Raw genomic sequence first — 25,719 nt, forward strand, 5'->3', positions numbered from 1 at the left:
ACGCCACCCGGACAGACGACGCCCGGCCGGTCGAACCTGACCAGCCGGGCGTCGGGCATAGCCTCCGAGGACGTCCAGGTCAGGGCCGGCGGAGCTGCTCGGCGGTGATCCGCTGGGTCAGCCAGGCCGGTACGGCGATCAGCACCAGCCCCGCCGCCAGCGCACCGGCGGCGAGCCAGAGCGTCGGGGCGACCCGGTCCAGCACCACCCGTACCCCGACGTCGAGCAGGCCGGCCATCACACTGGCCACGGTGACCGTCGCCAGACTGGCCAGGACCAGCCCGGTCACCAGCGGCAACGCCCCGAAGCCGAGTTCACTGCCGGCGACGGTGCCCGGGCTGGTGCCGACCACCGCGAGGGTGGCGTTCTGCCGGCGCCGTTCCATCGTCCGGTCCACCGCAGCGGCGGCGAACGCGCCGATGCCGAGCAGGAAACTCACCACGAGACCGGTGACCAGCAGCGTGACCAGCAGATCCGCGTCGAAGCCCTGCCGGATGCCGAAATCACCTTGCAGATAGCCGGCCGGGGTGTGCGCGGCGAGCACCTGGACGGCCCGGTCGGCGGCGGCCAGGTCGGTGGCGACCAACAACGGCCAGGGGTCCGGAGTCGTCGGCAGGTTGGCGGCGACCGGCGCCTGGCGGGTCACCAGCAGCGCGCCGGAGACACCGAGGTTGAACCGGGGGCGCAGGTGCAGGACCTGGTCCGGCACCGGGACCTTCGTACCGCTCTCGGCGACCACCTCGGTACCGGGCTCCGGCAGCGGCCCCATCGGAAACTCGTCCGCCAACCGGTAGACCGCGCCGTCCCGGCAGGACTCGCCGGGGTCGAGCCGGTACAGGCCGGTCAGGTCGGCGCAGTCGGCCACCAGCAGGTTGCCCGGGGTGCCGGCCACCGTCGCCGGCACACTGCGCAGGTCGAGAATCTGGACGCCGGCCACCTGACGGAACGGTGCCTCCGGGATCGGCACCGGACCGAGCAACTGGTACAGCAGGTCGTCGCCGCTGGCGCCGCTCGTGCGTTCGGTGGGTACCAGGTCGCGGTCGTTGGCGATCAGGCCGACCCCGAGCGAACCGAGCCCCACCACGTAGACGATCACGGTGAGCGCGGCGACCAGCCGGGGCGCGACCCCGGGCGCGTGTCGCAACCTGGCGGCGGCCAACTCCAGCCAGACCGGGGTGCCGGGCAGCCGCTCCAGCAGGGCGGCGAGCGCGTACCCGAGGGTCGGCAGGGCGAGCGGCAGGGCCAGCCCGGTCAGCAGCAGCGAGCCGGCGAAGAGCAGGCCCTCCGGCAGCCCGGGACCCGTCCGGCCGAGCAGTCCGGCCAGCACCACGCCGGCCAGCCCGGCGACCAGCGGCCCGAGTCGCCACAGCCGGGGACGGCCGGCCGGGGCGTCCCGGCGTACCGCGAGCGGGTTGACCCGGGCCGGCCGGGTGGCGAAGGTGCCCACCGCGACCGCGTAGCCGACGGTCAGGACGAGCACGACCGCGATCACGACCGCCGGTACGGCGACGTCGGCGGCGTACCAGTGCAGCCGGCCGATCCGCCAACCCTGCGACAGTGGGGTGAGCAGGAGGTAGCCGAGCAGGCCGAGCAGCGCGCCGCCGGCGGTGACCACCCCCGTTTCGACCGCGTTGACCAGGGTCGCCTGCCGGGCCGACACGCCCAGCAGCCGGAGCGCGGCGATCCGCCGGTCCCGGGTGGAGGCCGAAAGCCGGGCGCAGGTGGCCAGGAAGACGCCGAACGGGACCAGCACGAACAGTCCGAAGGCGATGGCCAGCAGCCGGGCCGGGGTGAAGACGTCCGGCCCGGAGGACTGGGAGCCGAGCGCGTACACCAGCGGTGCGCCGAAGCCGGTCACCGGGTGGTGCTCGCGGAACCCGGCCGCGCCGGGCGGGACCGCCACCGACTCGCCGCCGACGTAGGCGAACAGTTCGTCCGGGGCGAGCAGGCCGGCCGGGCCGACCGTGCCGACGATCCGCTGCGGGAACCGTCCGGCGGCCCGCGAGTCGGTGGCGATCAGGTCGCGCAGCGCGGGGGAGACCACCACCTCCCCGGGCCGGGGCAGGGCGGCGACGCCGGGCGGGCGCGGGCTGCTCGGATCGGCGCCGATCACGACGGTACGCCGCAGCACCCGACCGCCGATTCCGTCCTCGATGTTGTGGATCCGCAGCGGAGACGGGCTGGTCCCGGTGTCGTCCTGGACCGGGGTGCGGGCCTCGGCCCGGTCGTGTTGGGCACCGGCCACCGAGACCGTGGCCAGCGACGCCAGCACCAGCAGTACACCGAGCGCCGCCCCCGACGACATCAGCGCGGTACGCAGCAGCCCACCCCGGCCGGAGCCGATCGACAGCCGCAGTCCGAGCCAGATCCACCGCCTCATCGCGGTACCGCCTTTCCTCCGGGACCGCGAGGTCACGCCGTCACCCGCCCGTCGCGGAGGAAGACGGTGCGGTCGGCGTACGCGGCGACCCGGGCCTCGTGGGTGACCATCACGACCGCGCTGCCCTCCTTGCGGGCCAGCCCGGTCAGCGCGTCCAGCACCACCTCGCCGGCGGCGCTGTCCAGCGCGCCGGTGGGTTCGTCGGCGAAGACCACCGCCGGTCGGTGCACCAGGGCCCGGGCCACCGCCGCCCGCTGCGCCTGGCCGCCGGAGACCTGCCCCGGACGTCGGTCGGCCAGCTCGTCGACCTCCAGGTGCCGGAGCAGTTCGGCGGCGCGGGTCCGGGCCTCGGCGCGGGGTACGTCGAGCAGCCGCAGCGGCAGTTCGACGTTCTGCCGCAGGGACAGCTCCGGCACCAGGTCGCCGAACTGCAGTACGAAACCGAACGAGTGCAGTCGCAGTCGGCTGCGGCGACCGTCCGGCAGGTTGTCGATCCGCTGGTTGTCGACGACCACCATGCCCTGATCCGGCCGGAGGATGCCGGCGAGGACGTGCAGCAGGGTCGACTTGCCCGAACCCGACGGACCCATGACGGCGACGATCTCGCCGGTGTCGATCGTGATCTCCGCGTTGTCCAGTGCGATGGTCTGGCCGAACCGGAGGCTGAGGTTGCTGGCCCGCAGGATCATCCGTGCTCCTTGTCCGCGCTGTGCCGCCGGCCGGTGCCGGTGCTGTGCTGCTGGGGAGTGGTGCTGTGCCGCTGGTCGGCGTCGTGGACCAGCGCGGCGAGCCGGTCGAGTCGGGCGACGGCGCCGTCGATCCACCTGAGGTCGGCGTCGAGGTGGTACATCTCGAAGTCGGCGTCGAGCTGGCCGATCAGGTCGCCGGCCTGCCGCTGCGCGCGCATCTCGCGCATCCGGGCCAGGTGGGCCTGCCGCTGCCGGTCGAGCATCGGCTCGGCGGCCCGGCCGCTGGAGAGCGCGATGAGGACCTTGGCGAAGAGCACCTTGCGGCTGCCGGTGACCTCGGGCACCTCCGGCTCGTCGAGCCAGCGTTCGAGCTCGCCGACGCCGGAGTCGGTGATCGCGTACACCCGGCGGTCCGGGCCGACGCCGGCCGCGACCCCGGCCAGACCGATCAGGCCCTCCTTGTCGAGTCGGCCGAGAGTGGCGTAGACCTGTGCGGACTTGAGCGGGCGGCTGTTGCCGAACCATTCGTCGTAGCGCTGGCGCAGCACGTAGCCGTGCTGGGAGTGCGGCTCGAGCAGGCCGAGCAGGATCCGGGAGACCGACATGCCGGCACCGTAGCAACTCAGTTGCTACCGTAGCAACTGAGTTGCTACCACGATCTCGTCGGCGGGAGAGGAGCCCGCTCGGCGGAGCGGCTGCCGGCCGGGAAGGAGCCGACGGTCATTCCGCGATGTCCCTGCCTCAGCCCGGAGTTGGGCCGCCGTTAACCTGGACGGCGATGCACGCGACCGTCACAGACACCCCACCCGCCACGCCACCCGGGCCGTCCGCACCGGACAGCCGCCGTCGGTTCGTCGCCATGTCCATCTGGGCGGTGGCCTTCGTCGCCTGCTGGTTGCTGATCGGGCTGCCCACCGACCCGCTCTACGCCTTCGCCTGGCTCTGGGCCGCCACCATCGCCTGGCGCAGCGACCGGCCCTGGCGTACCCACCTCGGCTTCGCCCGTGACTGGCTGCCGGTGGTGGTGCTGCTGGCCCTCTACAACCTGTCCCGGGGGTTCGCGGACAACGGCGCCACGCCGCACGCGTACGAGCTGATCGCCGCCGACCGCTGGATGTTCGGCTGGCTGATGGACGGTCAGGTGCCGACCATCTGGCTGCAGCGGTACCTCTACGACCCGGACGGCATCCACTGGTGGGACGTGCTGGTCAGCTGGGTGTACTTCTCGCACTTCGTGGTCACCCTGACCGCCGCGGTGGTGCTCTGGCTGCGGGACCGGGGCCGCTGGGCCGCGTTCATGCGCCGCTGGGGCTTCCTCTGCGCCGCCGGTCTGGTCACCTACTTCGCCTACCCGGCCGCGCCCCCGTGGTGGGCCGCCCAGTACGGCATGCTGTCGGACGTCGCCCGGATCTCCACCCGCGGCTGGCGTGAGTTCGGCATGCACGGCGCGGGCAACCTGCTCAACGCCGGCCAGATCGCCTCCAACCCGGTCGCCGCGATGCCGTCGCTGCACACCGCCTGGGCGCTGTTCGTGGTGGTCTTCTTCCTCGGCGTGACCCGGCGACGCTGGTGGCCGCTGCTGCTCTGCTACCCGCTGGCGATGACCTTCACCCTGGTCTACGCCGGTGAGCACTACGTGATCGACGTACTGGTCGGTTGGGCGTACGTCGGGCTGACCTTCCTCGTGGTCGGGCTGGCCGAACGGTGGTGGGCGGCGCGGAAGGCACGCCGCCGCAGCGGCGGAGCCGAACCGGTGGACACCGGTCCCGAGCCGGCGTCGGCGGCCACCCCCGAGTCCGCCCCGGCGGATGCGGTGCCGGGCCAGACCGGACCGGGTTCGGCAGCGGTCGGTGCGGAGCAGAAGGTGGCCGGACCGGCCCCGGAGACCCCCGGCCCGGACCGGACGGTCAGCCTCGGCCGCTGACCGCCGGGGGGCGGACAATTTCGGCCACTGACCCCGGCGGCGGTCAGCCTCGGCGGTTGGACCAGGCGGGCGGGTCAGCCTCGGCTGGCGACCCGGGCCGACCGGGCCCGTGCGGTCAGTTCGGCCGCCAGCGCCCACGCCTCGTGGACGTCGCGGTCCTGTGCCGCCGCGCTGGGCCCGCCCGCGGTGTCCGCGTAGACGGTGGCCAGGCGCAGGCGTCGCTGCAGCGGCCCCTGTACCACCCGGACGGACTGGATCCGGGCGTACGGCACGATGACCAGCTCCCGGGTCAGCAGTCCGGACCGGACGGCGAAGACCCGCGCGGAGAGGCCGGCACCGAAGGCGTTGCGGGCCAGCGGATGTACCCAGCGGGCCCGGGCCGGCGGCGGGGTCAGGGTGCCGGTGAGCGCCACCCCGGGCAGCACCTCGGCGACGATGCGCTGGGCGGTGGCCAGGTCGCCGACCGGGAGCAGCCGGTCCGGCTGGTTCCGGTCGGTGGACTCGCCGACCGCGTACCCGGCCACCGACAGCCGTAGCCGCAGCCAGCCCTTCATCCGCCAGAGCAGCGGCCAGGTGACGTTGATCGCCTGCAGCCGGTTCAGCGGTACCGCCTGCGCACGGGTCTCCAGCAGGCCGTGCCGGACCCGCAGCGCGGCGTCGTCCCGGCCGAGCTGGAAGCCCCAGTCGTCGAGGACCCGGCGGATCGGCTGGAGGATCACCCCGGCCATCGCGGTGAGGGTGCTGGCGACGGCGATGAACGACCACGAGTCCTCGGTGAGGAACTGCACCACCACGAACGCGACGCCGAACGGCAGCAGGAACGCCTGCGGGGTGAGCAGTTGGCTGACCAGCAGGTCCCGGTTCGACACGGTGTGCAGGTGCCGGCCGGGCACCGAGCCGGCGCCGATGGCGATTCCCGGCAGACCCGGCACCGCCACGGTGGGCGTCGGCGGCGCGCCGACCGGTGCGGTACCGGCGGGTTCACCGGCTGGCGGAGCAACAGTCGGGGCGCCGGCCGCTCCGGCCGGCAGTTCCGGTCCGGGCTGTGGGACCGGGCCGGCCAGGCTCAGCAGCCGTTCGCGGAGCACGACCGCGTCGGCCACGGTGAGGTACGCCAGCGGCGCTTCCGTCTTGCCGCCGCCGACCACCTCGAGCCGGAGTTCGGCCAGCCCGCTGAGCTGTGCCAGCAGCGGCCGGACCACCTCGACCGCCTGCAGCCGTTCCAGCGGGATCGCCCGGGTCCGCCGCCACACCAGGCCCTCGTGGATCCGCAGTTCCCGGCCGACCACGTGGTAGCCGGTGTTGTACCAGCTGATCACCGAGAGCGCGACCGCGCCGACCAGCAGCACCGCCACCAGCAGGCTGAACCAGCCGAGGCCGACCCGGGACAGCGTCGACCAGGAGAGCGCGGCGACGATGACGACCAGCGACTTCGCACCGTGCAGCACCGGGCTCAGCGGATGCAGCCGCCGCGACGGTTCGGCGGCGTCGCCGCTGCTCACAGACCCTCCGCCCGATCCTCGCCGAGCGCGGTGAGCCGGTCGCGGAGCCGGGACGCCTCGGCCGGGGGCAGACCCGGCACCCGGGCGTCGCTCGCCGCGGCGGCGGTGTGCAGCTGCACGGTGGCCAGGCCGAAGGCCCGCTCCAGTGGTCCGGCGGTGACGTCGACGAACTGCATCCGGGCGTACGGCACGATCGACAGGCGCCGGACCAGCAGGCCGTGCCGGACGAGCAGGTCGTGGTCGCGTTCGGCGTACCCCCAGGCCCGGACGGCGCGCGCGATGACGACCAGCTCCCACAGTGTCAGGCCGACGAGCAGACCGATGCCCAGCCCGAACAACCAGTGCCCGGTCAGCGCGAGGCCGACGCCGAGGCCGACGAGGATGACCAGCACGGTGATGCCGAGCCGCACGGCCTCCACCCAGATCAGGTTCCGGGAGACGGACTGCCAGCGTACGGTCTCCGGCCATGGTTCGAGCGGATCCATCGACCCGGCCGGCGGAGCGTCCACGGCGGTGCCGGCCGGTTGTGCTCCGGCCGGCGGCGGGCTCGCGGCGCCGACCGGTGGCGGAGCGTCAGAGATGTCGGCCGGCGACGTGCTCGTGGTGTCGCGCGCCGGTGGAGTGCCCGGCGGGACGTCGGCCGGCGGGAATCCGGGACCGTGGTCCGGGGTGGCGGCGGGCGCGTCGGGGTGACCGCCGCCGTCTCCGCCCGGGTCGCCGTTGTTGCGCACGTGGCCGGGTTCGCTCACGTCGCGTGCCTCGTTCGCTTCGCTCGCCTCACGTGTCGAGCGTAGGCGATCGGTCGACCGGGGCGACCTCACGGAGGAACCCGCGCGCCCCGAGGAAGTCGCCGAGGGACTCCCGGTGCTCGGCGCAGGCGAGCCAGGTCTTCCGCCGTTGCGCCTCGTGCAGCCGTGGATTGTTCCAGCGCAGCGCCCAGATGGCCGACGTCCGGCAGCCCCGGGCCGAGCAGACCGGTGACACCGGGGCGGGGGACCTGTCAGTCACGGCCGCGAGTGTACGCCGCGTCCGGCGACGCGCCGGGGCGGAGAATCCTGGTTCTCCCTTCGCGGTCGGTCGAGCGGACGTGCGAGAGTTGGGACGGCGCCCGTCGCCGACGCATCTGATCCCGTGACCCTGCTGTGGAGGACCGGTGGCCCAGCCGACCACGCCCGACGCTCCTGTTCCACCCGACGTCTCCCGTGGTGCACCCGGCCCGGGCGGTACGACGCCGGCCGAGGACGCCAGCCTGCTCGAACGCGCGTTGTTCGAGGTCAAGCGGGTGATCGTCGGGCAGGACCGGATGGTGGAGCGGATGTTCGTCGCCCTGCTGGCCCGGGGGCACTGCCTGCTGGAGGGCGTACCCGGCGTGGCGAAGACCCTCGCGGTGGAGACCCTCGCCAAGGTGGTGGGCGGCACCTTCGCCCGGGTCCAGTTCACTCCGGACCTGGTGCCGGCGGACATCGTGGGCACCCGGATCTACCGGCAGTCGAGCGAGAAGTTCGACGTCGAACTCGGGCCGGTCTTCGTGAACTTCCTGCTCGCCGACGAGATCAACCGGGCGCCGGCCAAGGTGCAGTCCGCGCTGCTCGAGGTGATGTCCGAGCGGCAGGTGTCGATCGGCGGGCAGACCCACCCGGTGCCGGACCCGTTCCTGGTGATGGCCACCCAGAACCCGATCGAGCAGGAGGGCGTCTACCCGCTGCCGGAGGCGCAGCGGGACCGGTTCCTGCTGAAGATCATCGTCGGGTACCCCACCGACGTCGAGGAGCGGGAGATCGTCTACCGGATGGGGGTCAGCCCGCCGGAACCCTCCTCGGTCCTCACCCCGGTCGAGCTGATGGCGTTGCAGCAGAAGGCCGACCAGGTCTTCGTCCACAACGCGCTGGTCGACTACGCGGTCCGGCTGGTCCTCGCCACCCGGGCCCCGGCCGAGCACGGCATGCCGGACGTGGCCCAACTCATCCAGTACGGCGCCAGCCCGCGCGCCTCGCTCGGCATCGTCCGGGCCACCCGCGCCCTCGCCCTGATGCGCGGACGGGACTACGCGCTGCCCCAGGACGTCCAGGACATCGCCCCGGACATCCTCCGGCACCGGCTGGTGCTCAGCTACGACGCGCTGGCCGACAACATCCCGGCCGACCACGTGGTGGACCGGGTGATGTCCACGATTCCGCTTCCCTCGGTCGCACCCCGGCAGCACGCCACCCCGGCCGGACCGGTGCCCGGGATGCCGCCCGGGGGCGCCCCCGGACCGGTCTCACCGGTCTCCGGCCCGGCGTGGCCGGGACGCCCGCCGGCATGACCGACCGTACGACGACAGGTGCCAACCCGGGCCGCGCCGAGGCGGTCCTCTCCCGACTCCAGCTGCTGGTGACCCGGAAGCTGGACGGCCTGCTCCAGGGGGACTACCTCGGCCTGCTTCCCGGCGCGGGCACCGAGGCGGGGGAGTCCCGCGAGTACCGCCCCGGCGACGACGTACGCCGGATGGACTGGCCGGTGACGGCACGGACCACGGTGCCGCACGTGCGGCGTACCGTCGCCGACCGGGAACTGGAGACCTGGCTGGCGGTGGACCTCTCGGCCAGCCTCGACTTCGGCACCGGACGGTGGCTGAAGCGGGACCTGGTGATCGCCGCGTCGGCGGCGATCGCCCACCTGACCGCCCGGGGTGGCAACCGGATCGGCGCGGTGATCGGCAGCGGCGGTCACCGCCCCGGTGCCGGTACGCCCGACGTGCTGCGGCTGCCCGCCCGTCCCGGCCGCAAGGAGGCCCAGGGGCTGCTGCGGACCATCGCCGGGATGGAGATCCAGCCGGGGCGTACCGACCTCGGTGGCCTGATCGACGCCCTGAACCGGCCGCCCCGGCGGCGCGGCATGGCGGTGGTGATCTCGGACTTCCTGGCCCCGCCCGAGCAGTGGGGTTGGCCGGTACGCAAGCTCGGCGTCCGGCACGACGTCCTCGCGATCGAGGTCGTCGACCCGCGTGAACTGGAACTGCCGGACGTCGGGGTGCTTCCCGTCGTCGATCCGGAAACCGGTGAACTGCACGAGGTGCAGACCGCCGACCCTCGGCTGCGGCAGCGGTACGCCGCCGCGGCCGCCGCCCAACGCGCCGCGATCGCCCACGCGTTGCGCGCCGCCGGCGCGGCGCACCTGCGGCTGCGTACCGACTCTGACTGGCTGCTGGACATGGTGCGGTTCGTCGCGGCGCAGCGACACGCCCGTACCCGGGGGACGACTCGATGATCCGTTTTCTTGAACCGTGGTGGCTGCTGGCCGTCCTGCCGGTGCTCGCCCTCGCCGGGGCGTACGTCTGGCGGCAGTTCCACCGCCGTACGTACGCCATGCGGTTCACCAACGTGGAACTGCTCCGTACGCTCGCCCCGAAGGGGCTGGGCTGGCGCCGGCACGCCGCCGCCGGCGTTTTCCTGCTCGCGCTGCTGGTTCTCGCCACCGGCATGGCCCGACCGTCGGTGGACCGGAAGGAGCCGTTGGAACGGGCGACGATCATGCTCGCCATCGACGTCTCGCTGTCGATGGAGGCCGACGACGTGGCGCCGAACCGGTTGGAGGCCGCCCAGGAGGCGGCGAAGCAGTTCGTCGGCGAGCTGCCGCCGAGCTACAACCTCGGACTGGTGGCCTTCGCCAAGTCCGCGAACGTCCTGGTCCCGCCCTCCAAGGACCGGGGAGCGGTCACCCAGGCCATCGACGGCCTGGTACTGGCCGAGGCGACGGCGACCGGTGAGGCGGTCTTCACCTGTCTGGAGGCGATCCGGTCGGTGCCGGCGGACGGCGCCCAGGGCATTCCACCGGCCCGGATCGTGCTGCTCTCCGACGGTTACCGGACGGCCGGGCGGTCGGTCGAGGAGGCCGCGGCGGCGTCCCAGGCGGCGAACGTGCCGGTCTCGACGATCGCGTTCGGCACCGACTCCGGGCAGGTAGACATCGGTGGCCAGGTGCAGCGGGTGCCGGTCGACCGGCTCGCGCTGGCCGAACTCGCCGAGACCACCCAGGGTTTCTTCTACGAGGCGGCCTCGGTCACCGAGTTGAAGCAGGTCTACCAGGACATGGGAAGCTCGATCGGGTTCCGGACCGAGGCCCGGGAGATCACCCACTGGTACGCCGGGATCGCGCTGCTCCTGGCGCTCTGCGCGGCCGGGATGAGCCTGCTCTGGACGTCGCGGCTGGTCTAGCGGATGCCTCGTGGACCCCGGCGCGGTGTGCCGGGATCCACGAGGCACCCCCGGCTCGGCGGCGACGTGTGCCGCGTCCGGCCGGCCGTGGGCGCCGGGCCTGCGGCAGGCGTGCGGAGGCCGGTCAGGCGTCGGACAGCTTCGGCGGGGCCGGTCACCGGCGGCGCCGACCGCGTGCCTGCGACAGCGCCGGCGCGGCCGGGCATGCCTGGGACAGGTCCGGTGGCGCCGGTCACCGGGACAGGTCGGGTGGCGCTGGTCACGGGGTGGCGCGGACCAGCATGAAAAGGACCACGACCCAGGCCGCGGCGAGAGTGAAACCCAGCGGGGCGACGTAACGGTGCATGATTCTGCTCTCCGGTGGCGACTGAGACTCCCCGGGCCGGCGCGGGGCCGGACGACGGGTGAGTCTGGGGATCAGCGGACGCGCACACGAAGTCGTGACCGGGCACTCCACGCCGGCGGCTCGGACCTGACGGGAACCGAGACACGCGCAGCGCACCGGATGCCCGGGTTCGGGCTCGGTGCTGCGGGGTGGAGCGAGGCTGGGTCAGTCGGGCCGGTGAGTCATGGCTCAGGCGGACTGACGAACGGCCCGGCCACGACTGGGAGGATCGCTATCTCGCACAGCGATCACCTCCAACACGTCGACGGGGCCGGGAACGCGAGTCATCGTACACCCGGGCGGTCGTCCGGCTGAAATTGACCGACGTGCTCCGGACTGTCGGTCATCCGACGTCGTGGCAGCACCGGCCCACCCCGCCGACGATCCGCCGCCACCCCGGCCCGATCCGCCGCGTCCCGGTCGGCGCCGGCCGCGGACCGGCCGACCAGACCGGCCAGGACCAGGCAGAACAGTGGCAGCCAGGCCAGCCGGGCGACCAGCCAGCCGGCGCCGTCCGGCACGGTGTGCAGCCCGGGTACGCCGTCGAGGCCGACCGCCCGGGCGCCGAGCGCGGCCAGTGCGGTCACCCCGAGCAGGGTGCTCTGGTGCCAGAGGTAGACGGCCATCGCGGCGCGGTTGACCCGGCGTACCGGACGCCACCGGTCGGGTCGGGCCAGCCAGCCGGCCAACGCGGGACGGACCAGCAGCGCCACGCCGACCTGGGCGAGCGCCAGGCAGACGGTGAACAGCGACGGCGGGTCGAGGTTGGAGACACCGTCGCCGGGCACGCCGACCGCGCTGGCCGGGTAGTCGGCGAGCAGCACCAGCGCGGCCATCCCGGCCGCACCGCCGAGCAGCAGCAGCCAGCCGGTACGCCGGTGCCCCACCCGCCCGACCGAGGCGTCCCGGGCCAGCGCGATGCCGAGCAGGTACGGCACCAGCCAGGCGGCGAGCAGTGCCACCGGCACCCGCCAGGCACCGTCGCCGGGACCGGCACCGCCGTCCGGGCCGGCCAGCCGACCGATCAGGTCGGTCAACCCGACCACGGCGACCGCGAGGGCGGTGGGCCGGACCGGCCCGTACCGGTCCAGGGCGCGGGACAGTGGGCCGGTCAGCGCGAACAGCACGGTCAACGGCAACAGGAACCACAGTGGACTGACCAGGAGTGTGCCGGCGGTCCGCAGGGTCGCCTCCGGTACGCCGAGCACCGCCGCGCCGGCCAGCACCACCGCCCAGCCGCCGAGCAGTACGGTGACCGGCCGGACCAGCCGACCGAGCCGCTGCCGGAGCCAGGGGCCGGGGTCCACCCCACGGCCGGCGGCCGCCCGGAGTGAGCGGGCCGAGGCGTACCCACTGACGAAGAAGAAGAGCCCGAGCGTCTGCAGCAGCCAGGTCACCGGTACCAGCTCCGGCATGGCGCGCAGCGGACTCGCCGTGCGCAGCGCGCCGTCCGGTGCCAGGACCAGGGCGGTGACCAGCCAGTGTCCGAGCACCACACCGGCGATCGCGTACGCCCGCAACCCGTCCACCGCCCGGTCCCGGTCGCCGTCCGGGTTCGCCGGACGCCCCGCCGGAGTCCGGTTCCGGTCCGTCGGGTGTGCGGGCCGGGCAACAGTCGGGTTCATCGGACGTCCTGCCCGTTCGTGGTCGCGTCCGGACCGAGTACCACCTGGGCGATCGCGTGCAGGGTGTCGCTGCCCGGAACCAGGTAGCCGTCGTGTCCGGAGACCCGGTCGACCGGCAGCGGCCGGGCACCGAAACCCGGCGTCGCCGGCCGTACGCCGTGCCCGACGTCACCGACACGCAGCGCCGGGATCCACCGGATCCAGTCGTCCGGTGCCTCGGCGGCCCAGACGGCGGCCCCGGTGCCGAGCTCCCGGGCCCGGTCCACCCCCATCCCCACACCACCGACGCTCACCAGGGCGGTCACCTGGGGCGGCAGCGCCGGCCCGGCGAGGCCGAGCAGCAGCGCACCGTAACTGTGCCCGACCAACGTGACCGTCGCCGCCGGGCGGTGTCGGACCAGCACGTCGACCAGCCCGACCAGGGCCGGTACGCCGGCCCGGGCGCTGTCCGGGCGGGCCGCGGTCAGGCCCACCCCGTCCGGCGGGTCGTAGCCCAACCAGGCCAGCACGGCGACCCGGGCACCGGGGCCGGTGGCGTGGAGTTCGTCGTACAGGGCGCGGGCCTGGGCGGCCGGGGCGCGTCGGGTCACCCCGCCCAGGCCCCGGTCGAAGTTCCGCAGCGTGCTGGCCACCCCGGGCACCAGCACCACGATCCGGTCGGCGGTACCCGGGTCGCCCAGCACCTCCACGATCCGGCCGTCGCCGCGCGGGTCGAAGTCCAGGAAGGACCGGCCGGACGAGACCCAGTCGGCGTACGGCGCTCCGGCGGCCCGCATCGCCGACGCCACCGACGGGTAGCTGTCGACAAAGCCGGTCACCGTCGTCGGCGGGGCCGCCTCCGCCGGTGGCGGTACCAGCAGGCCCAGGGCCAGCAGGCCACCCAACGTGCCGCGGACCGGTCGTCGCCACACCATCCGTCTCATCCCCCTCCGTGCCGCCCCCGGAACCGGTACAGGCCGGCCGGGTTGATCTCGGAGAAAGCGTGCGACGGCGGTGGGGGTCCGGTCGTCACCCCACGGACGGGCTACCGGAGGACCACGGGACCACCTGGAGTACTACTCACCCGCCGTGACCAGCCCGGACTCGTACGCGACGACCACCGCCTGGGCCCGGTCCCGCAGGTTGAGCTTGGCCAGGATCCGCCCGACGTGCGTCTTCACGGTCTGCTCGGCGACGAAGAGGTCACCGGCGATCTCGGTGTTGGAACGGCCCCGGGCGATCAGCCGGAGCACCTCGGTCTCCCGGGGGGTGAGCCCGGTGAGCGAGGTCGGTCGGGGCCGTTCCCGGTCGGGGCGCCCGGCGAACTCGGCGATCAGCCGCCGGGTCACCGTCGGGGCGAGCAGTGCGTCCCCGGCGGCGACCACCCGGACCGCGTGCACCAGGTCGGCGGCGGGGGCGTCCTTGAGCAGGAAGCCACTCGCCCCGGCCCGCAACGCCTCGTAGACGTAGTCGTCGAGGTCGAAGGTGGTGAGGATGAGCACCCGCGGACGGTCCTGGTCGGGCCGGTCCCCGACCAGTTGCCGGGTGGCGGCCAGCCCGTCCAGCACCGGCATCCGGATGTCCATCAGCACGACGTCCGGGTCCAGCCGCCGCACGGCGGTGACCGCCTCGGCGCCGTTGGCCGCGTCGCCGACCACCAGCAGGTCGGGCTGGGCGGCCAGCAGGGCCCCGAAGCCCTGCCGCACCATCGCCTGGTCGTCGGCGATCAGCACCCGGATCAACGACTCTCCTCCTCCGCGCGGTACGGCAGGTACGCGGTCACCGCGTACCCCTGGTCGGTCGGACCGGCGGTGAGTGTGCCACCGAGCAGCCGGGTTCGCTCCCGCATGCCGGTCAGCCCGTGCCGGGGCCCGCCGTCGGCGCCGCCGACCTGCCCGGCCACCCGTCCGCCCGGTCCCGCCGGTCCGTTGCGGACGTCGACGGTCAGTGCTGTCGCGTCGGTGTCCAGGACGACCCGCACGGTGGCGCCGGGGGCGTGCCGGGCGGCGTTCGCCAGCGCCTCCTGGACGATCCGGTACGCGGCCAGCGCGACCGCCTCCGGCGGCCGCCCGGCCGGGTCGGAGGGTTCGTCGTCGGCCGGCCGCCCGACGTCGCCGGGCGGGGTGCCGGCGGGCTCGGGGTCGGACAGACCGTCGAGGGTCACCGACATCCCGGCCCGCCGGGCCGCCTCGACCAGTTCGGGCAGCTCGGCCAGCCCTGGCTGCGGTGCGGTCTCCGGGGCGGCCGACTCGCTGCGCAGTACGCCGAGCAGTCGGCGCATGTCGGTCAGCGCCTCCCGGGCCGAGCCGGCGATCGCGGTGAACTCGGCCCGGGCCGGCTCGGCCAGCCCGGTGAGCCGGTACGGCGCGGTCTCCGCCTGCACCGCGATCATCGACATGTGGTGGGCCACCACGTCGTGCATCTCCCGGGCGATCCGGGTGCGTTCCTCCAGCACCGCCCGACGGGCCTGCTCCAGCTCGCTCCGCTCGGCCTGCTCGACCAGGGCGCGCTGGCTCTGCCGGCGCCGCCGCACCTGGTCGGCGAGGATCAGCAGCACCGCGAGGAACACGGTGACGCCGTGCGCGTTCCCGCTGCTGGTGGCGAAGAAGTAGACCGGCCACAGGGTGAGCAGATTCGCCCAGGCCGCGACGCCGATGCCGGCCCGCCCGGCCACCACCACCAGCACGAACAGGAAGACGAGGATCTGCACCGGGTTCCACGGCCAGGCCTCGTCCCTGGTCGCGTTGAACGTGCCGAACAGGACCGCCAGGTAGCCGACCCGCCAGGCGAGCAGTGGGCGGTACGGGGCCAGCGCCGCCGGCAGGGTGGAGCCGACAGCGATCAGCAGCGCGGCCGGCAGCGGCAGCTTCCGCTCGTCCGTCAGGTACTGCGCGGCGGCGGCGGTCAGCCCGATCAGCGCGAGCAGCAGCACCGGGACCAGATAGGCCCGCACCCGCGGCCACCGCCGTCCCCGGCCGACGGGTGGCGCCGGTGGGTAGTCCGGGCCGAGCAGGAGCCGCCGCAGGTCACCCAGGGCGAGTCGCAGTACGCCGACGGTGCCGTTCTCCATCCGCGTCAGGGTACGGGCGGACGATCTCCCCCTCGTACCCCCGTGGCACGATTCCGCACGTCGTACCTGGGTACGACGCGCCCCGGTTACTGATTACCTGCCGGTAGCGCCTAGTCTCCATCGCGCACCACCGTGCGCGTCCGTCACGTCAGAGGAGGAGACACCGTGGCCCGAACTGTGCTGGTGACCGGGGGTAACCGGGGCATCGGCCTGGCCATCGCCCAGGCCTTCGCCAAGCAGGGGGACCGGGTAGCGGTGACCCACCGGAGCGGCAATCCGCCGGCCGACCTCTTCGGCGTACGCTGCGACGTCACCGACGCCGACCAGGTCGACGCCGCCTTCTCGGCCGTCGAGGCGGAGTTCGGCCCGGTCGAGGTGCTGGTCGCCAACGCCGGCATCACCAAGGACACGCTGCTGATGCGGATGTCCGAGGAGCAGTTCACCGACGTGCTCGACACCAACCTGACCGGCGCGTTCCGCTGCGCCAAGCGGGCCGCCACCAAGATGGTCCGGGGTCGCTGGGGTCGCATGATCTTCATCTCCTCGGTGGTCGGCCTCTCCGGCGGTGCCGGTCAGGTCAACTACGCGGCCAGCAAGGCCGGTCTGGTCGGCGTGGCCCGGTCGATCACCCGGGAACTCGGCACCCGCAACATCACCGCCAACGTGGTCGCGCCCGGTTTCATCGACACCGACATGACGGCGGTGCTCGGCGACGACCGCAAGGCGGAGATCATCAAGTCCATCCCGGCCGGCCGGATGGCCGCCGCCGACGAGGTGGCCGGCGTGGTCACCTGGCTCGCCTCCGACGCCGCGGGCTACATCTCCGGCGCCGTCATCCCGGTCGACGGCGGCCTCGGCCTGGGCCACTGACCGCCGACGGCGTCACCGCCTCACCTTTTCAGCCCGAACGCAGGGAGGATCTGCACGTGTCTGGACTGCTGGCCGGCAAGCGGCTGCTCGTCACCGGGATCATCACCGACCAGTCGATCGGGTTCTCGGTGGCGAAGCTCGCCCAGGAGAACGGCGCGACCGTGGTGCTCACCGGCTTCGGCCGGATGTCGCTGGTCGAACGGATCGCCAGGCGGCTGCCCGAGCCCGCCCCGGTGATCGAACTCGACGTGACCAACACCGAACACCTGAACACCCTGGCCGACCGGGTCCGGGAGCACGTCGACGGGCTGGACGGGGTGGTCCACTCCATCGGCTTCGCGCCGCAGAGCTGCCTCGGCGGCGGCTTCCTCGACGCGCCCTGGGAGGACGTCGCGACCGCGGTGCACGTCTCGACGTACTCCTACAAGTCGCTCGCGGTGGCCGCGCTGCCGCTGATGAGTCCGGGCGGCGCGGTGGTCGGGCTCACCTTCGACGCCACCAAGGCGTGGCCGGTGTACGACTGGATGGGCGTCGCCAAGGCCGGGCTGGAGTCGGCCTCCCGCTACCTGGCCCTGCACCTGGGCGCCAAGGGGATCCGCAGCAACCTGGTCTCCGCCGGCCCGCTGCGCACCATGGCGGCGAAGTCGATCCCCGGGTTCGAGCAGTTCGAGAACGCCTGGACCGAGCGGGCCCCGCTGGGCTGGAGCCTGACCGACCAGGAGCCGGCCGCCCGGGCCTGCCTGGCGCTGCTCTCCGACTGGTTCCCGGCCACCACGGGTGAGATCGTTCACGTCGACGGCGGCTACCACGCGCTCGGCGCCGGCAAGATGTAAGGAAGGGGCCCTTCTTGTCGCCGGGCGGTGGCCGGCGGTGCGGAAGGGCCCCCTCCTGACCGCTCCGGCCGGCGGGCAAGAATGGTGCCATGTCGTACGACGCGGTGGTGTTGATTTCGTTCGGCGGCCCGGAGCGGCCCGATGACGTCCTGCCGTTCCTGCAGAACGTGACCCGGGGCCGTAACGTCCCGCCGGAGCGGCTCGCCGAGGTCGCCGAGCACTACCGGCACTTCGGCGGCGTGTCACCGATCAACCAGCAGAACCGGGAACTGCTGGCCGCGATCCGGGCCGACTTCGCCGCGCACGGTCTCGACCTGCCGGTCTACTGGGGCAACCGGAACTGGCACCCGATGCTGGCCGACACCGTCGCCCAGCTGCGCGACGACGGCGTCCGGTCCGCGCTCGGCTTCGTGACCAGCGCCTACGCCGGCTACTCGTCGTGCCGGCAGTACCTCGAGGACATCGCGGCAGCCCGGGCGGCGGTCGGGCCGGACGCGCCCCGGGTCGACAAGCTGCGGCAGTACTGGGACCATCCCGGATTCGTCGAGCCGCACGCCGACGCGGTCGCCGCCGCGCTGGCCACCCTCGCCCCGGGCCGCCGGGCCACCACCCGGCTGGTCTTCACCGCCCACTCGATCCCGGTCTCGATGGCCGCCACCGCCGGCCCGGACGGCGGCCGGTACGAGGCACAACTGCGCGAGACGGCCGCGTTGGTCGCCGCCGCGGCCGCCCCCGACCTGCGCCACGACCTCGTCTGGCAGAGTCGATCCGGGCCGCCGCAGGTGCCGTGGCTGGAGCCGGACATCAACGACCACCTGCGCAGCCTGGTGGACGAAGGGGTCACCTCGGTCGTGGTCAGCCCGATCGGTTTCGTCTCCGACCACCTGGAGGTGGTCTGGGACCTCGACACCGAGGCGGCCGACACCGCCAAACAGCTCGGCCTGGACTTCGTCCGGGCCGGTACGCCCGGCACCGACCCACGTTTCGTGGCGATGGTCCGGGAACTGGTGCTGGAGCGACTCGATCCGGCGAACGCGGTCCCGCGACGGCTGGCCGGATCGTCCGACGGCCCCCGGCTGCCCGCCTGGGACACCTGCGGGGTCGACTGCTGCCAGCCGCCCCGGCGGCCCGGGCCACGGTGACCGTGCACGCCCGTCACGCCGAACCTTCCCCTGATCAGGAGAGACATGAAGCAGTCACACCAGCGGGCCGTCCGACGTGGAGGCGCGGCATGATCGAGCGTAAGCCGGTGCAGAGCTGGCTCACCGACATGGACGGCGTACTGGTGCACGAGGGGCAGCCGGTGCCCGGCGCCCCGGAGTTCGTCAGCCGGCTGCGCGCCTCCGGCAAGCCGTTTCTGATCCTCACCAACAACTCGATCTACACCGCCCGGGATCTGCAGGCCCGGCTGAACCGGATGGGATTCGACGTACCGGAGGAGTCGATCTGGACGGCGGCGCTGGCCACCGCGCAGTTCCTGGCCGACCAGCGCCCCGGCGGTACGGCGTACGTGATCGGCGAGGCCGGCCTGACCACCGCCATGCACGCGGTGGGGTACGTCCTCAGCGACTACGCCCCGGACTACGTGGTGCTGGGGGAGACCCGGACCTACAGCTTCGAGGCGATCACCAAGGCGGTCCGGCTGATCGACGGCGGGGCGCGGTTCATCTGCACCAATCCGGACCCGACCGGCCCCTCGACGGAGGGCGCACTACCGGCCGCCGGTTCGGTCGCCGCGATGATCTCGAAGGCGACCGGGGTGGAGCCCTACTTCGTCGGCAAGCCCAACCCGATGATGATGCGCTCGGCGTTGAACACCATCGACGCCCACTCGGAGACCACCGCCATGATCGGCGACCGGATGGACACCGACATCCTCTGTGGCCTGGAGGCGGGGCTGGAGACGATCCTCGTGCTGACCGGGATCAGCACCAGGACGGAGGCCGAGCGGTACCCGTACCGGCCGTCCCGGATCGTCGGCTCGGTGGCCGATCTGATCGACGAGATCTGACCGTCGTCCCGGAGTCGGGGGGGGGGGGGCGGCCCCCGCCCCCCCCCCCCCCGGCCGGCCCCGGGCCCCAACCCCTGGGGGGGGGGGCGCCGCGCCGCCCCCCCCCCCCCCCCCGCCCCCCGCCCCCCCCCCCCCCCCCCGGGCCCCCCCCCGCCGCGACCCCGGTCCGGCGGCCGGCCGCCGTGCGTACCCTGTCCTGGCTGCTCGCGGCGACCGCCGTGGCCACCGTCGTGGTCGACGTGCTCAACTGGTGGTACGCCCCGGAGCGCGGCTTCGGGCTCGCGGTACGCACCGGCTGGGCGCTGCTGCGTACGCTCGGTTTCCTCATCCTCATCCGGCACGTCCGGCGGGGTCGGGCCGCCGCCCGCCCGTTCGGCCTGATCCTCGCCGTGACCACGATCTTCGCGGTGGGCCGGCTGATCGTGCCCCGGGCCGGGGTGCCGCCGTTGCCCGGGCTGCTCGGGTTCGCGATCCTCACCGCGCTCTGTGTCGCCGTCGTCTGGCTGCTCTACCGCTCGCCGTCGGTACGCGACCATCTCGTGCGGCACCCCAACCGGCTGGTGATCGACCGGCGGGGGGTCTCCTGGCAGGAGGCCGCCCCGCGCCGGCCTCCGGTGACCGGCTGGCTGCTCACCGCCCGGGTGGCGGCGTTCACGTACAGCCCGTTGACCCTGGTGCCCTGCCTGGTGGCAATCGGCACGATCCTCGACGGGCGGCTGCTCGCCGCGCCTACCGTGGTGCTGTGGTTCGTCATCGGCGTCGCGGTCAGCTACGTGGTGCTGTTCAGCAGCTTCTTCCTGCTGCGCGGCAAGCGGTGGGCGGCCGTACTGCTGGTGCTGGTGACCGTATTCGTGCTCGCGGTGAACCTGCCGCTGTGCTGGTTGCTGCTCGGGGTGGACGGCCTGGTCCGGGACGGTACGCCGCTGGTCGTCGCCGCGGCGATGACGCTGTACGGGTTGCGGCGGGCCGGGCGGGCCGCCGCGGACGGACCGGTCCCGGATCCGGACGCGTCCGGGCCGGATCCGGGCGGACTGCGTCAGGATCCGGCCGGGCCGCCGGTGAGCGCACGTCCCGGGTGAGGTGAGCGGCCGTGGAGACCGTCGACGTGGCGGTGGTCGGGGCCGGTCCGGCCGGCGCGAGTGCGGCACTGGCCGCCCGCCGGCTCGGCGCGAGCGTGCTGCTGTTGGACCGGGCGGACTTTCCCCGGGACAAGGCGTGCGGGGACGGCATCGCGGCGCACGCGCTGGACGTACTCGCGGAACTGGGCGTGCCGGACGCGGTGGCCGGTTACCGGCCGGTGCCGGCGCTGCGGCTGGTCGCGCCGGGCGGCGGCCAGGTGGCGCGTCCGCTGCCCCGGCCCGCGTACACGGTGCCCCGCCAGGTCTTCGACGCCCGGCTGGTGGCGGCGGCGCTGGCCGCCGGAGCCCGGCTGCACCGGCATCCGGTGCGACGGGTGGAGGTCCGGGACGGGCTGGTGGTGCTCGACGGTCTGGTGGCGGCCCGGGCGGTGGTCGGCGCCGACGGCGCCGGCTCGGTGGTCCGTCGCGCGCTCGGTCACGGCGCCAACCCGGACGGGCACCTGGCGCTGGCCATCCGGGGCTACGCGCCGGCCGCCGCCGGCCCGGTCGAGCAGCGGATCGTCACCTCGGCCCGACACTGGCCGGGCTACGCCTGGGTGTTCCCGATCGGGGACGGGCGGGCCAACATCGGGTACGGCGAGGTGCTCGCCGGGCGTCCGCTGCGCCGGGACCAGCTGCTGGAGCGACTTGCCGCCCTGCTACCCGAGATCGACACCGCCGCCGCCACCGGGCTACGGGCCCACCACCTGCCGTTGTCGACCCGGCGTCCGGTTCCGGGACGGGGCCGGATCGTGCTGGCCGGGGACGCCCTGTCGCTGATCAACCCGTTCACCGGCGAGGGGATCTTCTACGCGGTCCTCTCCGGTTCGCTCGCCGGGGCGGCCGCCGCCGGCTCACCGCACGTCGCGGCGGACCGCTACGCCGCCGCGCTGCGGCGGCGGCTGGGCCGGCACCTGCGGCACAGTTCGGCGGTGGCCTGGCTGGCCCGGCGCCGGACGGTGGTGGACACGGTGGTCCGGGCGGCTGATCGGGACGCCGAGGTATTCCGCACGCTCGTCGAGTTGGGCCTGGGAGACGGCCGGTTGAACCTCCGGACATTGACCAGGATGGCCGCTGCCGTCCCTGCGGCGGCCGGGCGGCACTTCCCTCGGCGGTTCTGATCGGTACGCTGCAGGGGATGAGTCTGCGCGACCTTATCTATTCGGTGTACGAGCGACGCCTGACGGCGAAGCTCGCCGGCAAGCCCGTACCGAAGCACGTCGGGGTGATGTGTGACGGCAACCGGCGGTGGGCACGGGAGATGGGCTTCCTCGACCCGAACGACGGGCACCGGGTCGGCGCAGCCAAGATCAAGGAAGTGCTGGGCTGGTGTGACCAGGCCGGTATCGGACACGTCACGTTGTATCTGCTGGCCACCGACAACCTGCGCCGCCCGGCCAGCGAGCTGGACCCGCTGGTCCAGATCATCGAGGACCTGGTCGTCGAGCTGGCCGAGGAGGGCAACCCCTGGCGGCTGCGGATGGTCGGCGCGCTCGACCTGCTGCCGGCACAAACCGCGGCGGCGCTGAAGTCGGCCGAGGAGCGGACCCGGGGCCGGGTGGGTGGCGCCCAGGTCAACGCCGCGGTGGGGTACGGCGGTCGGCGGGAGATCGCCGACGCGGTCCGCTCGCTGCTCTGGGAGCACGCGGCGGCCGGCGGCACCATCGAGGAGCTCGCCGAGGTCCTCGACGTGGAGCACATCGCGGAGCACCTCTACACCAAGGGTCAGCCCGACCCGGATCTGGTCATCCGGACCAGCGGTGAGCAGCGGCTCTCCGGCTTCCTACTCTGGCAGTCGGCGCACTCCGAGTTCTACTTCTGCGAGCTGAACTGGCCGGACTTCCGGCGCGTCGACTTCCTCCGGGCCCTGCGCTCGTACGCCAACCGGCAGCGCCGCTACGGCGCATAGCCGGAGCTGGCACGGCGCCGTCGACACCACCGCCAACGCCGGGGCAGGCGACGGCAGGGGCCGGACAGGGCAGGTGTGTGCCGGCGGTCAGGTGAGCCGATGCAGAGCCTCGGTGAGGAAGTCGCCGAGCGCCTCCGGAGACTCGATGGTCAGGTCGGCGGCGGTCGACACCTCGTCGCCGGTCTCCGGGTTGGCGACGGCGACGCAGACGCCGAAGAAGTCCGGGTCGGCGGCCTCGCGGGCGCGTAGCGCGGCGAACGCCTTGATGTCCGAGACGTCGTCGCCGAAATACCACGCGCAACTGGCGGACCGGACCGCTTCGCCGATCACCATGCCCTTGTCGCGGTCGACCGGGGGTTTGAGCTCCAGCACCATCCGGCCGACCTGCAGCCGCAGGCCCAGTCGTTCGGCCTGTTCGCGGCCCCACTGCTCGACGACGCCGGCCAGGTGCGGCGCGGTCCGCCAGTGCAGGGCGACCGAGAGCCGCTTGTACTCCACGAGCGTGCCCTCCGGCAGTTCCGCGCGGGCCCGGTCGGTGAGTTCGGCCATGGTCGGCACCCAGGGCAGGGCGGCCTCCTCGGTGACCGTCTCACCGGAGGCGAGCATGTGCTCCAGGCCGTAGAGCCCGTAGATGTCCACCCCCTCGACGCTGGCCAGACGGTCCCGGAGGAACTCCACCGGCCGGGCCGAGACGATCGCCACCCGTTGCACCACCGAGGTGAGGGCGTTGATGGCCGCCAGCGCCTTCGGCGCCGGTTCCACCGCTGTCGGATCGTCCCGTACCGGGGCCAGGGTGCCGTCGAAGTCGAAGAAGAGGACGCAGCCCTCGAGCCGGTCGGCAGTGGCCCGCCAAGCCTGCTCCGCAGTCAGGGAACGGGGCGGGGGCTGCTCCCCCGTGTTGATCGGCCGCACGGGCGTCAGCGTACCTCGGCGGGTTGCCGCCGCAGACGTCAAAGCGAAAACGTCTCATCCGGCGTCGCGGCGGCAACCGCTCGTCCGGTGCTCAGTCGTCGCCGCTGATCATCGCCCGGCGTCCGCGCAGCCGGGGTCCGATCGGCACCACCGCCGGGTCCTGTGCCCGGCTCAGCAGGTATCCCTCGACAAATCCCGTGTTGTGGTCGCCGGTGTTGCGGTCCAGTTCGTTGAGGCGGGCGACGAGAAATTCGGTGAGCGCGGTGAGCCGCGCGTTGAGCCGTTCGTGGAGATCGGCGACGACGGCCAGGACGGTCGCTGTTCCGGCGACGGTCAGGGCGAGAGCGTTGACCAGAAACGGCGCGGGGCTGCCGCCACGGACCGCACCGACCACGACGTTCGTGGTCACGCACAGGGTCAGGGACACCGACGCGACAACAACTGCCATCCACTTCAGGGTCATGGCTAGACCCCTCCTTCTGTCCCGCAGGGCTGGGTTCGGCCTTGTCCCGTCCCCCCGCCGACGACGAGCCCAAGCAGTACGAAGAGGCACGTTAGCGTGGGTTTTTGATTACCGGAGGTGGTTGGATGAGTGCCATGCGCGAAGTTGCACCATCTGAGTAACTAGCTAGCTCGTTTGCCACCTTTTCGGGCTTCTGTTGGCAAAGCAGGACGATAAGCCAGATAGCGGATGGTCTCCCGGATGTGGAACTTCTCCGCGTCGGAGACGTTGGGGTCGACCAGGCGACGCAGCAGTGCCTCCACGTCGGGGTCCATCGGCGGCGCACTCGGTGCCGGGCGTGCCGGGGAGTGCCGGTCCCAGCCCAGTACGCCGAAGGCGACGCCGGGATCCAGCCCGAGCCCCTCGCAGAACGCGACGACCCGCTTGGCCTCGGGGTCGCTGGCCCACTCGCCGCGTACCCAGCGGTTGATCGTCTGGCGGGACACGCCGGTGCGTCGGGAGACCTCCGTGCCGGTCCAGGCGCGGGTGGCGCGGGCGTCGTCGAGTGCCTTGCGTACGAAGGCGGCGAAGGCGATCTTCCGTCCTTGACTGCGGTCCGGCACTCGTCGACGGTACGGCCAGCCGTCCCGTTCCGGGGGGTCTGGGGTTGGTGTGTACTGCGTGCGTGACAAGGGCTCACGTTTCCGTGGTGTCCTAGCACGGCTTGTGTCGAGGGGTATCACGTGGCCACAATAGGTGTACGTAGGTGTGGGGGTAATCAGACAAAGAGCTGATACTGTCACGCGTATGGGACGATTTACGGTGTGTCTCGTGCTTGAGGCATTTCGTGCTCACGGGGGTCACACTCCCGTGACAGGAGGAGTCCGGTGACCGAACTAGCAACCCGGGCCCAGGCATTCGGTCTGATCGCCGACGGCGTCGCCGCCGGTCTCACCGCGCCCTGGCGGCTCTACCTCGCGCGCGGCTGCCGTTACCTCTCCCTGAACGTGGGTGACCGGGCGGAATGGAACTCGTGGCGCGCCCATCTCGGCTGTCCGGAGCTGAGCGTGCGGGTGTACGACGCCGGGGGCGAGATTCGCCGGGCCTCGGTTGCCGAGGTCGTGCTCGACGGCTGCCGGATCAGCGTCGAGTTGATCGAGGAGGTGAGCACCGACGATCTCGACCGGCTGCTCATCTCCGATCCGACCTCCTTCGATGCGGAGGAGACATGAGCGAGCGGACCGGCCGACTCGGCGGGATGGCTCACGGCGACGCCGGAGACCACGAGGAGAGGCCGTGAGCGGGATCGGAGTGGATGTGCACGGGAAAGGAGTACGCGGCGGGGGCGGTCAGCGGGTCGGCCGGGATCGGGGCGGGGTGACCGGGTGAGTCCCTTCTTCGCGGTCTTCCTCATACTGCTGCTCGCCTCGTCCAGCTACGCCGTCGGGCGGTTGCACGGCCAGCTCAGCTACCGGCTCGGTTACCGGTTCGGTTACCGGCAGGGGTACTTCGACGGTGACCGGGGGGCCTGGAACCGTCGACGTCGGGAGGCGCAGGCGGCCATCGCCTCGGTGTTGGCGGTGCCATCACCCACCACACCGCACAACGCCCACACCGTCGTAGGTCAGGGAACGACGTATACGGGCGCCTCTTTCGCGGGGACCGCGACCAACGGCGGACGGCACTCCACCGACGCCTTCGCCGGTCGGAATGTCTGACCGGTGCGCGGTGGGGTGAGCGGTCACCCGCGAGCACGGTGCGCCGGTCCGTCACGGACGCGCACCGTCGGGATCACGTCAGACCGGTGACGGTGATCCCCGCCGGCCGGGATGTGCGCAGGGGGCATGCATCCCGGCCGGTCCGCCGGCCCTCCT

At 73.1% G+C, this 25,719-nt stretch carries 26 protein-coding genes; 13 read left to right on the forward strand and 13 right to left on the reverse strand.

Annotated features, from left to right (window positions below):
* Positions 1-79: 79 nt before the first annotated feature.
* From V1633_RS00410 to V1633_RS00420, 3 genes are read right to left on the reverse strand one after another with little or no spacing between them, the layout of a single operon-like run.
* Positions 80-2,380 (reverse strand): FtsX-like permease family protein, encoded by a 2,301-nt coding sequence (locus tag V1633_RS00410; protein WP_331212059.1) that lies wholly within the window; start codon positions 2,378-2,380, stop codon positions 80-82.
* Positions 2,381-2,412: 32 nt separating this feature from the next.
* Entirely contained in the window at positions 2,413-3,069 is a 657-nt protein-coding gene (locus V1633_RS00415; protein ID WP_331212060.1) for an ABC transporter ATP-binding protein, read from the reverse strand.
* Entirely contained in the window at positions 3,066-3,674 is a 609-nt protein-coding gene (locus V1633_RS00420) for a PadR family transcriptional regulator (RefSeq protein ID WP_331212061.1), read from the reverse strand. Before V1633_RS00420 ends, V1633_RS00415 begins: the two co-directional genes overlap by 4 nt.
* Positions 3,675-3,847: 173 nt before the next feature.
* Here V1633_RS00420 and V1633_RS00425 point away from each other — a divergent pair, with 173 nt between their 5' ends.
* On the forward strand, positions 3,848-4,993 hold the full coding sequence (locus V1633_RS00425) for a phosphatase PAP2 family protein (protein ID WP_407951929.1): 1,146 nt from the start codon (positions 3,848-3,850) through the stop codon (positions 4,991-4,993).
* A 74-nt stretch (positions 4,994-5,067) separates the two neighbouring features.
* On the opposite strand, the gene V1633_RS00430 is transcribed toward V1633_RS00425, so the two are convergent.
* From V1633_RS00430 to V1633_RS00440, 3 genes are all read right to left on the reverse strand, one after another.
* Positions 5,068-6,495, reverse strand: coding sequence for a PH domain-containing protein (locus tag V1633_RS00430; RefSeq protein ID WP_331212062.1), 1,428 nt, complete (start codon positions 6,493-6,495; stop codon positions 5,068-5,070).
* Entirely contained in the window at positions 6,492-6,980 is a 489-nt protein-coding gene (locus V1633_RS00435; protein ID WP_331212391.1) for a PH domain-containing protein, read from the reverse strand. Before V1633_RS00435 ends, V1633_RS00430 begins: the two co-directional genes overlap by 4 nt.
* A 292-nt stretch (positions 6,981-7,272) precedes the next feature.
* On the reverse strand, positions 7,273-7,503 hold the full coding sequence (locus V1633_RS00440) for a hypothetical protein (RefSeq protein ID WP_331212063.1): 231 nt from the start codon (positions 7,501-7,503) through the stop codon (positions 7,273-7,275).
* A 145-nt stretch (positions 7,504-7,648) separates the two neighbouring features.
* Between V1633_RS00440 and V1633_RS00445 the strand changes: the two genes are divergently transcribed.
* The 3 genes from V1633_RS00445 to V1633_RS00455 are packed head-to-tail and all read left to right on the forward strand — an operon-like array spanning position 7,649 to position 10,691.
* Positions 7,649-8,800: an AAA family ATPase gene (locus V1633_RS00445; protein WP_331212064.1), complete on the forward strand. Its 1,152-nt coding sequence runs from the start codon at positions 7,649-7,651 to the stop codon at positions 8,798-8,800.
* The gene (locus tag V1633_RS00450; RefSeq protein ID WP_331212065.1) at positions 8,797-9,744 is read left to right on the forward strand and encodes a DUF58 domain-containing protein; all 948 of its coding nucleotides are present in this window, start codon (positions 8,797-8,799) and stop codon (positions 9,742-9,744) included. Before V1633_RS00445 ends, V1633_RS00450 begins: the two co-directional genes overlap by 4 nt.
* On the forward strand, positions 9,741-10,691 hold the full coding sequence (locus V1633_RS00455; protein WP_331212066.1) for a VWA domain-containing protein: 951 nt from the start codon (positions 9,741-9,743) through the stop codon (positions 10,689-10,691). Before V1633_RS00450 ends, V1633_RS00455 begins: the two co-directional genes overlap by 4 nt.
* Before the next feature lie 669 nt (positions 10,692-11,360).
* On the opposite strand, the gene V1633_RS00460 is transcribed toward V1633_RS00455, so the two are convergent.
* From V1633_RS00460 to V1633_RS00475, 4 genes are all read right to left on the reverse strand, one after another.
* On the reverse strand, positions 11,361-12,701 hold the full coding sequence (locus tag V1633_RS00460) for an acyltransferase family protein (protein ID WP_331212067.1): 1,341 nt from the start codon (positions 12,699-12,701) through the stop codon (positions 11,361-11,363).
* Positions 12,698-13,624 (reverse strand): alpha/beta hydrolase, encoded by a 927-nt coding sequence (locus tag V1633_RS00465; protein WP_331212068.1) that lies wholly within the window; start codon positions 13,622-13,624, stop codon positions 12,698-12,700. Before V1633_RS00465 ends, V1633_RS00460 begins: the two co-directional genes overlap by 4 nt.
* Before the next feature lie 132 nt (positions 13,625-13,756).
* Complete coding sequence (locus tag V1633_RS00470) at positions 13,757-14,422, reverse strand: response regulator transcription factor (RefSeq protein ID WP_331212069.1); 666 nt, start codon at positions 14,420-14,422, stop codon at positions 13,757-13,759.
* Positions 14,419-15,750 carry a sensor histidine kinase gene (locus tag V1633_RS00475; protein ID WP_331212070.1) on the reverse strand — a complete coding sequence of 444 codons (1,332 nt, stop codon included), beginning with the start codon at positions 15,748-15,750 and terminating at the stop codon, positions 14,419-14,421. The genes V1633_RS00470 and V1633_RS00475 overlap by 4 nt, the downstream gene beginning before the upstream one ends.
* Before the next feature lie 165 nt (positions 15,751-15,915).
* On the opposite strand from V1633_RS00475, the gene V1633_RS00480 reads away from it, so the two are divergent.
* The 7 genes from V1633_RS00480 to V1633_RS00510 all read left to right on the forward strand — a co-directional run bounded on the left by V1633_RS00480 (position 15,916) and on the right by V1633_RS00510 (position 22,491).
* Positions 15,916-16,620 (forward strand): beta-ketoacyl-ACP reductase, encoded by a 705-nt coding sequence (locus V1633_RS00480; RefSeq protein WP_331212071.1) that lies wholly within the window; start codon positions 15,916-15,918, stop codon positions 16,618-16,620.
* A gap of 56 nt (positions 16,621-16,676) precedes the next feature.
* Positions 16,677-17,453, forward strand: coding sequence for an enoyl-ACP reductase FabI (fabI, locus tag V1633_RS00485; protein ID WP_331212072.1), 777 nt, complete (start codon positions 16,677-16,679; stop codon positions 17,451-17,453).
* A gap of 89 nt (positions 17,454-17,542) precedes the next feature.
* The gene (locus V1633_RS00490; protein WP_331212073.1) at positions 17,543-18,595 is read left to right on the forward strand and encodes a ferrochelatase; all 1,053 of its coding nucleotides are present in this window, start codon (positions 17,543-17,545) and stop codon (positions 18,593-18,595) included.
* A gap of 89 nt (positions 18,596-18,684) precedes the next feature.
* The gene (locus V1633_RS00495; RefSeq protein ID WP_331212074.1) at positions 18,685-19,464 is read left to right on the forward strand and encodes an HAD-IIA family hydrolase; all 780 of its coding nucleotides are present in this window, start codon (positions 18,685-18,687) and stop codon (positions 19,462-19,464) included.
* 182 nt (positions 19,465-19,646) lie between these two features.
* Positions 19,647-20,543: a hypothetical protein gene (locus tag V1633_RS00500; protein ID WP_331212075.1), complete on the forward strand. Its 897-nt coding sequence runs from the start codon at positions 19,647-19,649 to the stop codon at positions 20,541-20,543.
* 11 nt (positions 20,544-20,554) lie between these two features.
* Positions 20,555-21,703, forward strand: coding sequence for a geranylgeranyl reductase family protein (locus V1633_RS00505; RefSeq protein ID WP_331212076.1), 1,149 nt, complete (start codon positions 20,555-20,557; stop codon positions 21,701-21,703).
* 17 nt (positions 21,704-21,720) lie between these two features.
* Complete coding sequence (locus V1633_RS00510) at positions 21,721-22,491, forward strand: isoprenyl transferase (protein ID WP_331212077.1); 771 nt, start codon at positions 21,721-21,723, stop codon at positions 22,489-22,491.
* Between the two features lie 87 nt (positions 22,492-22,578).
* Here the strand turns inward: V1633_RS00510 and otsB are convergent, their stop codons facing one another.
* From otsB to V1633_RS00525, 3 genes are all read right to left on the reverse strand, one after another.
* The gene (otsB, locus tag V1633_RS00515; RefSeq protein WP_331212078.1) at positions 22,579-23,403 is read right to left on the reverse strand and encodes a trehalose-phosphatase; all 825 of its coding nucleotides are present in this window, start codon (positions 23,401-23,403) and stop codon (positions 22,579-22,581) included.
* A gap of 91 nt (positions 23,404-23,494) precedes the next feature.
* Positions 23,495-23,866: a hypothetical protein gene (locus V1633_RS00520; RefSeq protein WP_331212079.1), complete on the reverse strand. Its 372-nt coding sequence runs from the start codon at positions 23,864-23,866 to the stop codon at positions 23,495-23,497.
* 161 nt (positions 23,867-24,027) lie between these two features.
* Positions 24,028-24,468 (reverse strand): helix-turn-helix domain-containing protein, encoded by a 441-nt coding sequence (locus tag V1633_RS00525; RefSeq protein ID WP_331212080.1) that lies wholly within the window; start codon positions 24,466-24,468, stop codon positions 24,028-24,030.
* Between the two features lie 264 nt (positions 24,469-24,732).
* Between V1633_RS00525 and V1633_RS00530 the strand changes: the two genes are divergently transcribed.
* Positions 24,733-25,077: a hypothetical protein gene (locus V1633_RS00530; RefSeq protein WP_331212081.1), complete on the forward strand. Its 345-nt coding sequence runs from the start codon at positions 24,733-24,735 to the stop codon at positions 25,075-25,077.
* A 153-nt stretch (positions 25,078-25,230) separates the two neighbouring features.
* The gene (locus V1633_RS00535) at positions 25,231-25,563 is read left to right on the forward strand and encodes a hypothetical protein (protein WP_331212082.1); all 333 of its coding nucleotides are present in this window, start codon (positions 25,231-25,233) and stop codon (positions 25,561-25,563) included.
* The last annotated feature ends 156 nt before the right edge of the window (positions 25,564-25,719 follow it).

It is taken from the genome of Plantactinospora sonchi, from assembly GCF_036422035.1.
Taxonomy (GTDB): Bacteria; Actinomycetota; Actinomycetes; order Mycobacteriales; family Micromonosporaceae; genus Plantactinospora; species Plantactinospora sonchi.

What these genes read in the sequence shown, in the direction of transcription:
- V1633_RS00415 (WP_331212060.1), bottom strand. Translation starts at nt 3,069, where the DNA reads ATGATCCTGCGGGCCAGCAACCTCAGCCTCCGGTTCGGCCAGACCATC.
- V1633_RS00435 (WP_331212391.1), bottom strand. Translation starts at nt 6,980, where the DNA reads ATGGATCCGCTCGAACCATGGCCGGAGACCGTACGCTGGCAGTCCGTC.
- V1633_RS00420 (WP_331212061.1), bottom strand. Translation starts at nt 3,674, where the DNA reads ATGTCGGTCTCCCGGATCCTGCTCGGCCTGCTCGAGCCGCACTCCCAG.
- V1633_RS00475 (WP_331212070.1), bottom strand. Translation starts at nt 15,750, where the DNA reads ATGGAGAACGGCACCGTCGGCGTACTGCGACTCGCCCTGGGTGACCTG.
- V1633_RS00455 (WP_331212066.1), top strand. Translation starts at nt 9,741, where the DNA reads ATGATCCGTTTTCTTGAACCGTGGTGGCTGCTGGCCGTCCTGCCGGTG.
- V1633_RS00410 (WP_331212059.1), bottom strand. Translation starts at nt 2,380, where the DNA reads ATGAGGCGGTGGATCTGGCTCGGACTGCGGCTGTCGATCGGCTCCGGC.
- V1633_RS00495 (WP_331212074.1), top strand. Translation starts at nt 18,685, where the DNA reads ATGATCGAGCGTAAGCCGGTGCAGAGCTGGCTCACCGACATGGACGGC.
- V1633_RS00425 (WP_407951929.1), top strand. Translation starts at nt 3,848, where the DNA reads ATGCACGCGACCGTCACAGACACCCCACCCGCCACGCCACCCGGGCCG.
- V1633_RS00490 (WP_331212073.1), top strand. Translation starts at nt 17,543, where the DNA reads ATGTCGTACGACGCGGTGGTGTTGATTTCGTTCGGCGGCCCGGAGCGG.
- V1633_RS00450 (WP_331212065.1), top strand. Translation starts at nt 8,797, where the DNA reads ATGACCGACCGTACGACGACAGGTGCCAACCCGGGCCGCGCCGAGGCG.
- V1633_RS00520 (WP_331212079.1), bottom strand. Translation starts at nt 23,866, where the DNA reads ATGACCCTGAAGTGGATGGCAGTTGTTGTCGCGTCGGTGTCCCTGACC.
- V1633_RS00465 (WP_331212068.1), bottom strand. Translation starts at nt 13,624, where the DNA reads ATGAGACGGATGGTGTGGCGACGACCGGTCCGCGGCACGTTGGGTGGC.
- V1633_RS00510 (WP_331212077.1), top strand. Translation starts at nt 21,721, where the DNA reads ATGAGTCTGCGCGACCTTATCTATTCGGTGTACGAGCGACGCCTGACG.
- V1633_RS00460 (WP_331212067.1), bottom strand. Translation starts at nt 12,701, where the DNA reads ATGAACCCGACTGTTGCCCGGCCCGCACACCCGACGGACCGGAACCGG.